The sequence below is a fragment of the Mesorhizobium sp. M1428 genome, assembly GCF_040317515.1.
In the GTDB taxonomy this organism is placed as follows: Bacteria; Pseudomonadota; Alphaproteobacteria; order Rhizobiales; family Rhizobiaceae; genus Mesorhizobium.
Genome location: NZ_JAMYKT010000041.1, coordinates 1 through 13856, shown reverse-complemented (window position 1 = coordinate 13856; position 13856 = coordinate 1). Strand labels below are relative to the sequence as shown.

Genomic DNA, 13856 nt, shown 5'->3' with positions numbered 1-13856 from the left:
TCAGCGCTCCTTCACCTTGTTGAGGTATTTGACATAGATATTGGTGATCGCCAGCACCATGATCAGCACGATGTAGGCGAGCGCGCAGGAACGCCCGGTCTGCCATTCCTGAAACGCCATCTTGTAGAGCCGGATCGAGATCAGCTCGGCCGTCGGCTGGCTGGTCAGGATGTAGGCGAGGTCGAAGGTCTTGAACGCCTCCATGGTGCGGAAGATGACCGCGATCATCAGGATCGGCGCAACCAGCGGCAGCGTTATGCGGAAGAAGGTGTAGAACGGCCCGGCCCTGTCGATCGCGGCTGCCTCGTAGAGATGCTTGGGCACGGCCGACAGGCCGGCCAGCGACAACAGCATGACGAAGGGCGACCACATCCAGATGTCGGTCAGCGCGACCGCATAGAGCGCCATTTTCGGATTTGACAGCCATTCGAAGGTGCCGAGGCCCAGCGCATAATTGATGATGCCGAAGGACGGATCGTAGAGCAGCTTCCAGAACAGGCCGACGACGGCCATCGACAGCATCATCGGCAACAACAGGAGCGTCGTCAGCAGGCCCTTGAGCGGAATGTCGCGGTTGAGCAGCATGGCCACGCCGAAGCCGACGAGCAGCTGGCCGGCGACCGAGATGATGACGTATTTTGCGGTGATGGCGAAGTTGGACCAGACATAGGGATCGCTGAGCAGGTCACGATAGTTTTGCAGCCCGACGAAATTCGCCGCCGCGCTGGTCGAGGCGCGGAAATCGGTGAACGAATAGCCCAGCGAATAGATCAGCGGGAAGATGTTGAAGACGATCAGAAACAGGATCGTCGGGATGATGAAGAGATTGCGGATCGAAATGTCGCTTAGACCGCGAGCGGCGGCCCGCGAGGACCTGTCCAGCGTGGTGATCATCGTGGTCGCCAAGACCCTGCTCCCGGTTCAAGAATCAGAAAAAGAAACGGAGGAGGCACGAACGCCCCCTCCGTGAAACTTCATGCTTATTGGCCGCGGCCGTATTTCTTGAAGGTCGCGTTCCAGTCGGCTGCCAGTGTGTCCAGCGTCTCCTTGGCGGTGCCTTCGCCGCCGATCATGTAGGGGTAGATGCGCTGGTTGAGCTGCTGCAGCAGTTCGGCATATTCCGGAACCGCCCAGAAGTCCTTGACCTTGAACATGGTCTCGTAGAACGCCTTGTTATAGGGCGTGGCGTCCTGGAATTCGGGCGACTTGAGCACGGCGGCACTGCAGGTGTAGCCGCCAAGCGCTGCCCATTTCTTCTGGGTCTCGTCCTTGATGAACCATTCCAGGAACTTCGTCGCCTCTTCCTGCTTCTGCGAGTAGGAGACAATGGAGATGCCCTGACCGCCGAGTGCGGCGAACTGGTCGCCGTTCGGGCCGGGAGGATTGGCGAAGAAACCGGTGTTCTTGGCATTCGGGTTCGACGCCTCGTTGATCAGCGAGGGGAAGAACGCGAAGTAGTTCATGCTCATCGCGGCCAGGTTTTCAGTGATCGCCTGGTTGTCCTCGACGAAGAACGACTTGGCCCAGCCCGGGGGCGTGAACTTGTAGAGTTCCTTGTAGGCGTCGAGCGCCGCGATCGCCTTGTCGGAGTTGATGAAGCCATCGACCTTGTAGGTCTTATAGTCACCCAACTCGCCGCCAAAGGAGAACAGCGCGTTTTCGAAGCCCATCGCCATCGCGTCATATGAATTGTCGGTGTAGATGGCGATGCCGTATTTCTTCTGGTCCGGGCGGTGGAAGAATTCGGCGATATCGCGCAGCGCCTTCCAGTCCTTCGGCACGTCGAGATCGTAGCCATACTTGGCCTTGAAGGCTTCCTTTTCCTTGGGGTCTTCGAACCAGTCCTTGCGATAGGACCAGCCGACGGCGTCGCCTTCGAGCGGAATGGCCCAGTACTTGCCGCTGCCGCCTGGATATTCGGCATAGTATTTCACCGTGGCCGGTGCCATCACTTCACCGACCTTGTGCTTGTTGAAGAAGTCGGTCAGGTCGACATAGTGGCCACCGGTCGAGCCGGCACCGAGCCATTGCGAGTCGCCGACGACCATATCGTAGGCGTCGCCATGGGCGTTGAACTCGGTGAAGGCCTTGGTCTGGAAGTCGGGCCACGGTGTGGTTTCCACCGTGATCTTGACGCCGGTTTCCTTCTCGTACTCGTTGCCGAGTTCCTGCAGGTAATTGGCCGGATCCCATTCCGCCCAGAAGATTGTAAGTTCCTTTTCCTGCGCGTAGACGGACGTTCCGCAGGCGAGCACTAGGCCGATACCAGCAAGCAAGCTGGTCATTGTCTTGCGCATAATGATTTCCTCCCTTGTGCGCATTCTACCGCGTCATGCGAGCCGGCGGCGAGGCCGGCCCTGGTAGTCCTCCCGTGACGGCACCGTTCCGGTTTTTGAGCCTCCTCGCTCGACCGAAACGGATCTTAGCCTTCACCCTTTGATCCGCTTTATTTGTCCTGATCTGGTATTACCAATTTCAGACGAACGTCAAGCCCTTTCTTGGACGGTGGCGGACACGCAGACAAGTTGATTTCTGCGATATCCGCCTGTTTTCCCTGAATTTTCCTACTCCTTGATACGTGAATGCCTTGCTTGGGCCGCTGCATCGCTAGTAGTATGACTAGTCAGGTCGAAAATCTGGTCGAACCAGATTGGCATTATCTCGCGGCCGACGTCGGCGCGATCTGATCTCCTTCAGTCATCGATTCGGTCATAGCCGCGCGCACCAGAGCGCCGGCAGCCCATTGCGCGACCGACATCATTCTGCGGCTATCCAATCCCCATATATCCTTTAAAACGATCAGCACCTCAACACCGAAGATCAATGACAGCGCCTGCGCGAGCCGCTTGAATTCGCGCGGCGGCAACCGGCCTTTGAGTGGCGCGATGGCATCCTTCAAAAGGTCGACGCGATGGCCGCGGGTGAAGGCCGGCTCACCGCCCAGCGTCCCTGCCTGTCGCTGCGCCCACTGGTCGAGCGACAGTTTCAGCGCCGCCTTGAACGTCGCTTCGAAGACCTCGATGCGCGGCATGGCGGTCTCGAACAGCTCGGCGACCCGGCGCTCGGGATCGGCAGAGCTCGATTTCCACGTAAGGATCGGCCCGAGCCCTTCGTCGACCACCGCCTGCACCAGCGCCGCCTGGCTCGGAAAATACCGATAGGCGGTGGCGCGGGAGACTTCCGCTGCTTCCGCCACCTCGCTGACGGAGGGCGTGGCGCCCGCCTGCATCAGCTTTGTCGCCGTCTCCAGCATGAGACGCCTTGTGCGCGCGCGGGCCCCGCGCTCTACCCGCGGGCTGGCGCCTTGGCCGGCGTCGTCGTTCACTGTCGCTTGTTGACGTGAGACATCCATGTCAATACGATACGCGCGTCTCAAAAAATTGCAATGGCGGTTCGTGCCGTCGAACGGCCGGGCAAAGGGGCGGCAGCGCCGAGCACGCCCAAGACCGGGGAACGCGATGAAGCGCATCTATGTGGTGGGCACCGCCGACACCAAGGGTGAGGAACTTGCTTTTCTGTCCGATGCGGTCGCGGCTACCGGCGCTTCGATTGTCCGCGTCGACATCGGAACACGCGGCGCGACCGTGCCGGTCGATGTTTCGGCAGACGAGGTCGCCAGCCGCCATCCCGAGGGTCGCAATGCCGTGCTCGGCATCGACGATCGCGGCACCGCGGTGGCGGCAATGGCCGCCGCCTTTGCACGGTTTGTCCAGTCGCGCAGCGATATTGCCGGGATTATCGGCATTGGCGGCGGTGGCGGTACCTCGATCATCACCGCAGGCATGCGCACGCTGCCGCTCGGCCTGCCGAAGATCATGGTTTCGACCTTGGCTTCCGGCGACACCGCACCCTATGTCGACATCTCCGACATCGTCATGATGCCGTCGGTGACCGACATGGCCGGCCTCAACCGGCTTTCCCGTGCCGTGCTGCATAATGCTGCCCAGGCGATATCAGGCATGGCGGCAAAGCCGGCGCCACCGCCCGACGGCAAACCATCGCTCGGCCTCACCATGTTCGGCGTCACCACGCCATGCGTGACCGCGATCGCCGATGAGCTTCGTTCCACCTATGACTGCATGGTCTTCCACGCCACCGGCACCGGCGGCCGCACCATGGAAAAATTGGCTGACAGCGGCCTGTTGTCGGGTGTCATCGACATCACCACGACCGAAGTCTGCGACTTGCTGCTTGGCGGCGTGCTGCCGGCGACCGAAGATCGCTTTGGCGCCATCGCCCGCACCGGGCTGCCTTATGTCGGCTCGGTCGGCGCGCTCGACATGGTCAATTTCTGGGCGCCGCCGACAATTCCGGGACGCTACCGCAGCCGGCTGTTCTATGAGCACAATCCAAACGTCACACTGATGCGCACCACTGCCGACGAAAGCAGAACGATCGGCGAATGGATCGGTACAAGGCTGAGCCTCTGCCAGGGTCCGGTTCGTTTCCTCATTCCGGAGAAAGGCGTGTCGGCGCTCGACATCGAAGGCGGCGCCTTCTTCGACCCTGAAGCCGATGCCGCTTTGTTCGAGGCGATCGAGCGCACCATCAAACCCGCCAAAACGCGGCGCGTGCTGCGCCTGCCGCTTCATATCAACGACCCCGAATTCGCCTGGGCTGCCACAACGGCCTTCCTCGACATCGCCAGACAGTGAGACACCAAGACATGGCCGCCATACCGCGCAAGAAAATCCTGGAGAAATTCCGCACGATGATCGCGGACGGCGCTCCGATCGTCGGCGGCGGTGCCGGCACCGGCCTCTCGGCCAAGGCCGAGGAAGCCGGCGGCATCGACCTGATCATCATCTACAATTCCGGCCGCTACCGCATGGCCGGGCGCGGCTCGGCCGCCGGCCTGCTCGCCTATGGCAACGCCAACGAGATCGTCAAGGAGATGGCCTACGAAGTGCTGCCGGTGGTGAAGAAGACGCCGGTGCTGGCCGGCGTCAACGGCACCGATCCCTTCGTCATCATGCCGCTGCTTTTGGCCGAGTTGAAGACGATGGGCTTTTCCGGTGTGCAGAACTTTCCGACCATCGGCCTGTTCGACGGCCAGATGCGGCAGAGTTTTGAAGAAACCGGCATGGGCTTCGGGCTCGAGGTCGACATGATCGCCGAGGCTCACAAACTCGACCTGTTGACCACGCCCTATGTCTTCAACCCCGACGAGGCGCGCGCCATGACAAAAGCCGGCGCCGACATCGTCGTCGCCCATATGGGGGTGACCACCGGCGGCTCGATCGGCGCGACATCGGCTAAATCGCTGGACGACTGTGTCAGCGAGATCGACGCCATCGCCGAAGCGGCACGCTTGGTGCGCGAGGACATAATCCTGCTTTGCCATGGCGGGCCGATCTCGATGCCGGACGACGCCAAATATATTCTCGAGCGCTGCAAGGGCCTGCACGGTTTCTATGGCGCCAGTTCGATGGAGCGGCTGCCGGCGGAAGCCTCGATCGCCAGGCAGACGGCGGAATTCAAGGCCGTCACGTTCGGCGCTGCGTAGAGACCGGCAAAAAGAAGGGTGGGACGATGACCGACAACAACAAGGTATTCGTATATCCAAAAGACGTCAGCGCCTTCGGCTTCGACTGGGGCAGGCTGTCGCTGACGGTCGCTCCCGAAGTGAACGGCGCAAAGCGATTTTCCGGTGGTGTCGTGGACCTGCCGTCAGGCAAAGGCCATACGCGTCATAACCATCCGGGTGCGGAGGAGATCATCTTTGTCATCTCAGGCGATGGCGAGCAGATGGTCGAAGACGAGAAAGGCAACCCGGTCGTCGAGAAAGTCGGCCCCGGCTGCACCATCTATGTGCCGGAAAGCCGCTTCCACTCGACGCTCAATACCGGCGACGGGCCGATGCAGCTTTTCGTCGTCTATTCGCCGGCTGGGCCGGAATTGGGGTTGCGGGAGTTGCCGGATTTCAGGTTGATCCCGCCGGGCGGGAAGTGAGATAGAAGCGCCTAACCCACACCCCTATTCCAGCCCCTGCCCCGATCGCCGAACATGACGTAGCCGGCATCGGTCACCGCCACCGTATCCTCCAGCTTGATGAAGCCGCGCGTCGGGTGGAGCATGGTCGTCTCGACCGAAAGCACCATGTTCTTCTCCAGCGGCTTTGCGGCATAGGTGCCTTCATAGGTCACTGGATGGTTGGTCATCAGGAACGGCGCTTCATGCGTGATCAGCCCCATGCCATGTGCGAAGAAATCGGTATACGGCGCAACCTTCGACTTCTTCAGAACGCCTTCGGCATGAGAAATCATGTCACCGCCCAGCGTGCCCGCTTTGACCTTGGAGAAGGCCGCCTGCTGCACTGTTTCGATCTCAGCCAGCAGATCCTCGAGTTCGGCGTCAGGCTCGCCCAGCACGCCCATGCGGCAGAGGTCGCCGATATAGCCGTGGTAGTTGCCGCCGGAGTCGATCGACATCACCTCGCCCTTTTTCCACGCCTGCGGCGAGGCGGCACGGTTGTGGCTGGAGCCTAGCGTCAACAGGCAATATTCGAAATGCGCGCCGCGATTGGTCTCCTCGCGCCTGAGCTGTTCGATGATCTCGCTCTTGGTCGTGCCTTCGCGTGCCCAGCCGATGGTCGCCAGCATTGAATCGGTGATCAGCTCGGAGGCGATGCGCAGCTTCTCCAGCTCGGCCTCGGTCTTGATTGCCCGCATGCGCTCCAGCACGTCAGTCGCATCGATCAGCTTGGAATCCGGCAGCGCGTTGCGGATCACCATATAGGCGTCGGACGGCAGGAAGGCGGGCTCGATGCCGATGCGGGCATTGCCTTTGCCGATCTTTCGCAAGTGCTCGACCGCCAGATTGGCGGCATCGAGCGTGCCCCAGCAGGCGGCATGCAGTGTCGGCGTCCAGAACGGATGGTTCTGGTGCTCGCCGCCCTCCATGCGGTTGCCGATATAGGCGGCATGCTCCGGCCCACCTTTCTCATAGACGACGACAGGCAGATAACGGCTGTGGCCGATTGCATCCATGGCGGCGAAAAAGATGAACTTGTAGCCGCCAAGCAGATATTGCGTATTGTGCTTGGAGGTGGCGAGCAGCACGTCGATGCCGGCCTCCTCCATCAGCCCGTCCACCCTGGCCTGGTCGAACGGCACGCTGCCGACGGCATTCTTGCCTGGGGCAATGTTCATGTCTCTCTCCCTGAAATCCCTTGGCCGGCCGCTCGCCGGCACCGGCTTTTCCGGCTCTGATCCTCGGCTATGCTTAAATCTGCATCATTTTGCCCGATCTGGTCCAGCCAGAATGGCGAACCAGCTCCAAAAGCTGCTCCACCTGCTGCACTTCACTCCAGTCTGGTCCTGCCAGAACCGCGCATCGAACCGTTTCTGTACAACTGGTCCAGCGGACGGAAATTTCAAAGCCACGTAGAGATGCGCCAATTCCGTCTTTGGCGAAACCCCGCACAAGGCCCATAATCGCCTTTGCGGGATGCTCACGAGCGTCCGAGGGGGTACGGCGCACCCGGCCGGGTCGCGGAGAGGACGGAGTTCGAGCATGCCAGAGTTCACCATTTCCAGACGTACGATGCTTGCGGGTTCGGCATTGCTGCTGGCCTCTACCGCGATGCCGACGATCGGCTGGGCGCAGACGCCGAAAAAGGGCGGACGACTGGTTGTCGCCGCTGATTCCGAGCCGCGCAATCTCAATCCGGCGATTGTCGCCTCGAACGGCGTCTTCTTCATTTCGAGCAAGATCGTGGAAACCTTGGCCGAGGCCTCCTTCGGCGGCAAGGACGGGCTCGATCCGCGCCTGGCGCTCAGCTGGGAGGGCGCCGCCGACGGCCTGTCGGTGACGTTCAAGCTGCGCGAGGGCGTCAAATGGCACGACGGCAAACCCTTCACCTCAGCCGATGTCGCCTTCTCGGCGCTGCAGGTCTGGAAGCCGCTGCAGAATCTCGGCCGCACCGTGTTCAAGGATCTGGAGGCGGTCGACACGCCGGACGAGGCAACCGCCGTGTTCAAATTCGCCAAGCCGACACCGTTCCAGCTGATCCGCAACGCCCTGCCGGCGCTGAGCAGCGTGGTGCCCAAGCACATCTACGAGACCGGAAAGATCGAGGACAACCCGGCCAACAACGCCCCGGTCGGCACCGGACCGTTCAAATTTGCCGAATACAAGCCCGGCGAATATTACCGGCTGGAGAAGAACACCGACTATTGGGGCAAGGACGAGCCCTATCTCGACGAGATCATCTATCAGGTGCTGCCCGACCGCACCTCCGCCGCAAGCGCACTCGAGGCCGAAGAGATCCAGCTCGCCGCCTTCTCCGCCGTGCCCCTGGCCGATCTCGACCGCATCTCCAAAGTGCCCGGCCTCAAGGTGATCACCAAGGGTTATGAAGGGCTGATCTACCAGCTCGTCGTCGAGATCAACCATCGCCGCAAGGAGCTGGCCGACCTGAAAGTACGCCAGGCGATCGCTCACGCCATCGACAAGGATTTCGTCGTCAAGACGGTCTTCCTTGGCTATGCCGCCGCCGCCACTGGCCCGGTGCCGAAAAACGACCCGCAATTCTATACCGCCGACGTGCCGACCTACGCCTTCGACGTCGCCAAGGCCAACGCCTTGCTTGACGAGGCCGGCTACAGCCGGGGCGATGACGGCAAGCGCTTTTCACTGAGATTGCTGCCGGCGCCCTACTTCAACGAAACCAAGCAGTTCGGCGACTATCTGCGCCAGGCGCTCGCCGCCATCGGCATCGACGCCCAGCTGGTCAACAACGACTCTGCCGCGCACATCAAGGCTGTCTACACCGACCACGCCTTCGACCTTGCGGTTGGGCCGCCGGTGTTCCGCGGCGATCCTGCGATCTCGACCACCATCCTGGTGCAGAGCGGCATTCCCGACGGCGTGCCCTTCTCCAACCAGGGTGGCTACAAGAACGCCGATCTCGACGCCCTGATCGCCAAGGCATCGGAGACGCTCGACACCGCCGCCCGCACCGAACTCTACAAGGAGTTCCAGAGAAAAGTTGCCGCCGACCTGCCGCTGATCAACGTCGCCGAATGGAGTTTCATCAGCGTCGCCCGCGACACGGTCAAGAACATCGCCAACAACCCGCGCTGGGCGGTATCGAACTGGGCGGACACCTATTTGGAATCGTGACACTATTGCGCGGATGAAAATTCGCAGCGAAATCTGTGTAGAAACTTGGTCAAAAGCCGAGTTCCTGCACACCCCCCTCTGTCCTGCCGGACATCTCCCCCGCAAAGGGGGAGATTGGCTGGCCGCAATGTCGGCTTATTTGCCTGCTGCGTTGAAGATTGGCGAAATCGCTGATGACATCCGATCTCCCCCCTTGAGGGGGAGATGTCCGGCAGGACAGAGGGGGGTGCTCAGGCGCGGCATTTCTCTTGATCGGCGCATCGCCAAGCAGACGACGCCGCCGTGAGCCGCGCTCTCACCCTCCTTCGCCGTCGTCTCGTCGGCAGCATCTCCGTGCTGCTGATTGTCGTCATCGGCACCTTCCTGTTGCTCGAAGCCGCTCCCGGCGACGCGGTCGATGCCTACATCGTCTCGACCGGTGGCGACGCCGGCATGATCGAGCTGTTGCGTCACCGCTGGGGGCTCGACCAGTCAGAGCTGACACGGCTCGCCAATTATCTTTGGGCGCTGCTGCATCTCGATCTCGGCCAATCGGTCAGCTTTTCGCGGCCGATCCGCGACGTCATCCTCGAGCGCCTGCCCAACACGCTGCTGCTGATGGGCAGCGCCACTGCGCTCTCCTTCGGTCTCGGTTCGGCGCTCGGCATCTATGCCGGCGCCAGACCCGGCAGCTTCCGTGATCGCTTCCTCTCCATCGGTTCGCTGGCGCTCTATGCCGTGCCGGGCTTCTGGCTCGGGCTGGTGCTGATCATCGTCTTCGCCGTCGACCTGCGCTGGTTTCCGATCGGCGGCATCGAGAGTATCGTCTCGGCCAGGACTGGCCTCGACCGCGCCGCCGATATCGCCCGCCATCTCGTCCTGCCGGTTTCGGCGCTCGGCTTCATTTATCTCGCGCTCTATCTGCGCATGATGCGCGCCGGTATGGCCGAGGTGTGGCGACAGGACTTTGTGCTGGCCGCCCGCGCCAGGGGACTTTCCCGCCGTCGCATCGTGCTCGCTCACGTCGCCCGTAACGCGCTGTTGCCGCTGGTCACCATGCTCGGCCTGCAGTCCGCGCAAATGCTGGGCGGCAGCGTCGTCATTGAAAGTGTCTTTTCCGTGCCAGGCCTTGGCCGGCTGGCGCAGGAAGCAGTGGCCGCGCGCGACACCCCGTTGCTGCTCGGTATCATTCTCGTCAGCGCCGTTCTGGTCGTCATCATCAACCTTCTCGTCGACATCGCCTACGCCTTCCTCGATCCGCGCGTCGGGGCCAGTGAGGCCGGCGCGTGAGCCCGCTTCGCCGCTTTCTCGGGATGCCGGAAGCGATCGCCGGCGCGGTCATCCTGGCGGCGCTGTTTGCCGTGGCGCTTGCCGCACCTTTGTTCTTTCCCGGCGATCCGCAGGCGATTGCCGGGCCGGCATTGCTGCCGCCATTCCAGGACTGGTCGCTGCCACTCGGCACCGACCGCCTCGGCCGTGACGTGCTTGCCGAGCTCTTCCATGGCGCCCGCACCTCGCTGGCGGTCGGGCTGGCAGCGGCAGCCGCCGCCCTTGCCGTCGGCGCCGTAATCGGCACGGTGGCCGGTTTTGCCAGCGGCCTTGTCGACGAGGTGCTGATGCGCATCACCGACGCTTTCCAGACCGTCCCAGCCTTCCTGCTGGCTTTGGCTTTCGTCAGCATCGTCGGGCCGTCGCTCGGCGTCGTCGTCGCGGCAATCGCGCTGAGCGCCTGGACCGGACCGGCACGCGTGGCGCGGGCCGAAGTGCTGTCGATCCGCGAGCGCGATTTTGTTGCCGGCGCCCGCGTCATCGGCATGCATCCGCTGGAGATCGCCTTTCACGAGGTGCTCCCCAACGCGCTGCCGCCGGTAATGGCTTTGTCGTCGGTGATCGTCGCCGCGGCGATTCTCACCGAAGCGGCATTGTCCTTTCTCGGCCTCGGCGATCCCAACCGCGTTACCTGGGGCGGCATGATCGCCGAAGGCCGCGCCGTGCTGCGCACCGCGCCCTTCCTGTCGATCCTTCCTGGCGTAGCGCTCGTGCTGACCGTGCTTGGCGTCTATCTCGCCGGCGAAGGCGTTGTCGAGACGACCGCGGTGAGGAGGAGCCTGTCGTGACGGCGCTTGCTTCGATCCGCAATCTGACGGTGACCTATCGCCGCGACGGCGCCGAGGTGGCGGCGCTGAAGAATGTCGGCTTCGACATCACCGCCGGCGAGCGCTTTGCCATCATCGGTGAAAGCGGTTCGGGCAAGAGCACGTTGGCGCTGGCCGTTGCCGGGCTGCTGTCGGCCACCGCCAGGATCGAAGGCCGCATCGATTGGCTCTTGCGCCCGCCGCCGACGGGACGCCAACCTGCAAGTCTTCGCGACCATGCTCCAATCGGCGGCCGTGACATCGGCTTCATCTTCCAGGATCCATCTGCGAGCCTCGACCCGGTGATGCCAATCGGCAAGCAGATCGCTGAGGTCGCCTACACGCATCTCGGCCTTACTTGGTCGCAATCTTACGCAAGGGCAAAAACCCTGCTCGAGCGCGTCCGCCTGCCCGATCCGGACGCCGCCCTGCGCGCCTACCCACATCAGCTCTCAGGCGGCCAGAAGCAGCGCGTGGCGATCGCCGCTGCGATTGCGGCCGGGCCGAAACTGCTGATCGCCGACGAGGCGACCAGCGCGCTGGACACCATCGTGCAGGCCGAGATCGTCGGGCTGATCCGGCGACTGGTGGCCGAGGACGGTATGACGCTGCTGTTCATCAGCCACGACATTGCGCTGGCCGCTGAGCTTGCAGAGCGTATTGCCGTGTTCCGGCACGGCGAACTGGTCGAGCTGGGTTCGACGGCGCGGGTGGTCGATGCGCCGGGGCACGCATACACAAGGGCGCTGCTCGACGCCAATCTCGGCCTCGACGCCGAGCCGCTGCTGCAGCGAACATGACCAGTCCTCTGCTGGCCGTTTCCGGCCTGACCAAACGATACGGTCGCGGCGGCAAGATCATCGCCGCGGTCGACGACGTTTCCTTCCACATCGAACCCGGCGAGACGCTGGCGCTGGCCGGACTTTCCGGCAGCGGCAAGTCGACGATAGCTCGGCTCATACTGCGGCTCATCGAAGCCGACGCTGGCCAGGTCGAATTTGAGGGCAGCGATTTCCTGTCGCTGAACGGCGCTGCCTTGCGCGACCGGCGCGCTCGTCTGCAGATGGTGTTTCAGGATCCGCTCGCCGCCTTCAACCCGCGCGCCACGGTGGCGCGTGTGCTCGACGACCCCTTGCGCATTCATCACATCGCCTCTCGTGCTGAGCGCCCGCGCGGTATTGCCGCTCTGCTGGAACGCGTCGGCCTCAGCCCCGGTCTCGCCGGCCGCGCCATTCACGAAATCTCCGGCGGTCAGCGCCAGCGCGTTGCAATCGCGCGCGCCATCGCCACGAAACCGTCGCTGGTCGTGCTCGACGAGGCCGTGTCGGCGCTCGACGTTTCGGTGCGCGCGCAGATCCTGCGGCTGCTGCTCGACCTTCAACGCGAGAAGCGCATCGCCTATCTGTTCATTTCGCACGATCTCGGCGTCGTCCGTGCCATCGCCCACCGCATCGCCATTCTGGACGCCGGGCGGATTGCCGAGAGCGGCGATGCCCGCACCGTCATCGACGCGCCGCAATCCGCGGTCGGCAAGGCGCTGGTGGCGGCAGCGCCGAGACTGTCAAGGATCGAACAGGACGCATCATGACCGACGCCGAAGCCCGAGCCGAAAAACTGTCGCGCGAACTCGATTCCGCCTTCCGCAACCGCGCCGATCTCTATCGTCTGTTGCTCGACGAGCTAACCGCGGAAGTGGGCGCGGAAAAAGCCGAGGCAATCATGATCCGCACCATCGAACGGCGCGGCAGGGAGGTTGCGGCCGCGGCCTTCGCCGATTTCGGCCCCAACGACGCACCGGCGATCGGCGAGGCGTTCCTGGCCGTCAGTCCGGATGGCGGCCGCATGTATCCTACCGACGTCGAACGCGGTCCGGACCGCATCGCCTTCAAGGTCAGGCGCTGTCCGCTGAAGGACGCCTGGGTCGAGGCCGGCATCGGCGACGAAAAGCTCGCCACGCTCTGCCGCATCGCCGGCGCCTTCGATCGTGGGCTGTTCGAGGCCACCGGAGTGCGCTTCGACAACGTCACCTGGACGCCGGGCCATGGTTCCGGCTGCTGCCACATCGCCTTGGCCAACCGGGATGCCGGTTAGAGCTGCAGCTCGAGCCATGTCGGCGAAGAAGTAGAGTTCCGTTCCGTTGGGCAGCGCGGAGTCAAAAAAACCCGGCGCCATAAGGCAAGCGGGTGTTTTGATGTGTGCATCGCAAGGAATTGGTGCCGGGGCCGGCGGCGTCTTTGTAGGTTCATGGCTGTCGCCTCAAGCCACGGCAATCAAATCAATCCGAGATTTTGTCGGATTGCGGCATTCTTGTTCGTCTTCTGTAGGGAGAGTTCCTGGAGGTGAATTATGAGCGAACTGCCGGTGGTCAAAACGCGACGCAAAGGCAAACACCTTACGCAGAGCATGCTGATCCCAACCGAGAAAATGGTCGCTGACGAGCTGCGGGCTGCTCGACCTGGCCACTTGTCGGATCTTGCAGAGTTACGACGTAAGCTCGCGGTAAAATACGGAGCAGACGCCTGCTGCCCAGTTGACGTTGCCCCCAGTTTCTATCCAGTTTTGAGTTCGTTTCCGGCATGGGTTGTGCCCTGCTGGGCGGGTGAAGCGACGGGCGCT

Annotated in this window: 14 protein-coding genes; 10 read left to right on the top strand and 4 right to left on the bottom strand. The window is 62.7% G+C overall.

Features of this window, described 5'->3' with window-relative positions; all coding sequences use genetic code 11:
- The 3 genes from NKG60_RS30430 to NKG60_RS30420 all read right to left on the bottom strand — a co-directional run bounded on the left by NKG60_RS30430 (position 1) and on the right by NKG60_RS30420 (position 3352).
- A complete protein-coding gene (locus tag NKG60_RS30430; protein ID WP_254816733.1) occupies positions 1-906 on the bottom strand; it encodes a carbohydrate ABC transporter permease in 906 nt (301 codons plus the stop codon).
- Positions 907-980: 74 nt separating this feature from the next.
- Positions 981-2297, bottom strand: coding sequence for an ABC transporter substrate-binding protein (locus NKG60_RS30425; RefSeq protein ID WP_352671025.1), 1317 nt, complete (start codon positions 2295-2297; stop codon positions 981-983).
- A gap of 359 nt (positions 2298-2656) precedes the next feature.
- Positions 2657-3352: a TetR/AcrR family transcriptional regulator gene (locus tag NKG60_RS30420; protein ID WP_352671027.1), complete on the bottom strand. Its 696-nt coding sequence runs from the start codon at positions 3350-3352 to the stop codon at positions 2657-2659.
- Positions 3353-3458: 106 nt separating this feature from the next.
- Between NKG60_RS30420 and NKG60_RS30415 the strand changes: the two genes are divergently transcribed.
- From NKG60_RS30415 to NKG60_RS30405, 3 genes are read left to right on the top strand one after another with little or no spacing between them, the layout of a single operon-like run.
- Positions 3459-4655 (top strand): Tm-1-like ATP-binding domain-containing protein, encoded by a 1197-nt coding sequence (locus NKG60_RS30415; RefSeq protein WP_352671030.1) that lies wholly within the window; start codon positions 3459-3461, stop codon positions 4653-4655.
- A gap of 11 nt (positions 4656-4666) precedes the next feature.
- A complete protein-coding gene (locus tag NKG60_RS30410) occupies positions 4667-5506 on the top strand; it encodes a phosphoenolpyruvate hydrolase family protein (RefSeq protein ID WP_352671032.1) in 840 nt (279 codons plus the stop codon).
- A gap of 26 nt (positions 5507-5532) precedes the next feature.
- On the top strand, positions 5533-5952 hold the full coding sequence (locus tag NKG60_RS30405; RefSeq protein ID WP_352671034.1) for a cupin domain-containing protein: 420 nt from the start codon (positions 5533-5535) through the stop codon (positions 5950-5952).
- Positions 5953-5963: 11 nt separating this feature from the next.
- On the opposite strand, the gene NKG60_RS30400 is transcribed toward NKG60_RS30405, so the two are convergent.
- Positions 5964-7151, bottom strand: coding sequence for a M24 family metallopeptidase (locus tag NKG60_RS30400; protein ID WP_352671037.1), 1188 nt, complete (start codon positions 7149-7151; stop codon positions 5964-5966).
- Positions 7152-7515: 364 nt separating this feature from the next.
- Here NKG60_RS30400 and NKG60_RS30395 point away from each other — a divergent pair, with 364 nt between their 5' ends.
- From NKG60_RS30395 to NKG60_RS30365, 7 genes are all read left to right on the top strand, one after another.
- The gene (locus NKG60_RS30395) at positions 7516-9126 is read left to right on the top strand and encodes an ABC transporter substrate-binding protein (RefSeq protein WP_352671040.1); all 1611 of its coding nucleotides are present in this window, start codon (positions 7516-7518) and stop codon (positions 9124-9126) included.
- Positions 9127-9408: 282 nt separating this feature from the next.
- Positions 9409-10395, top strand: coding sequence for an ABC transporter permease (locus tag NKG60_RS30390; protein ID WP_352671043.1), 987 nt, complete (start codon positions 9409-9411; stop codon positions 10393-10395).
- A complete protein-coding gene (locus tag NKG60_RS30385) occupies positions 10392-11222 on the top strand; it encodes an ABC transporter permease (RefSeq protein ID WP_352671046.1) in 831 nt (276 codons plus the stop codon). The genes NKG60_RS30390 and NKG60_RS30385 overlap by 4 nt, the downstream gene beginning before the upstream one ends.
- Positions 11219-12040 carry an ABC transporter ATP-binding protein gene (locus tag NKG60_RS30380; RefSeq protein ID WP_352671047.1) on the top strand — a complete coding sequence of 274 codons (822 nt, stop codon included), beginning with the start codon at positions 11219-11221 and terminating at the stop codon, positions 12038-12040. The genes NKG60_RS30385 and NKG60_RS30380 overlap by 4 nt, the downstream gene beginning before the upstream one ends.
- Positions 12037-12828, top strand: a complete 792-nt coding sequence (locus NKG60_RS30375; RefSeq protein WP_352671050.1) for an ATP-binding cassette domain-containing protein — start codon at positions 12037-12039, stop codon at positions 12826-12828. The genes NKG60_RS30380 and NKG60_RS30375 overlap by 4 nt, the downstream gene beginning before the upstream one ends.
- Entirely contained in the window at positions 12825-13331 is a 507-nt protein-coding gene (locus NKG60_RS30370; protein ID WP_352671052.1) for an L-2-amino-thiazoline-4-carboxylic acid hydrolase, read from the top strand. Before NKG60_RS30375 ends, NKG60_RS30370 begins: the two co-directional genes overlap by 4 nt.
- Positions 13332-13586: 255 nt before the next feature.
- On the top strand, positions 13587-13856 hold a 270-nt coding region (locus NKG60_RS30365; RefSeq protein ID WP_352976459.1), incomplete at its 3' end, for a hypothetical protein.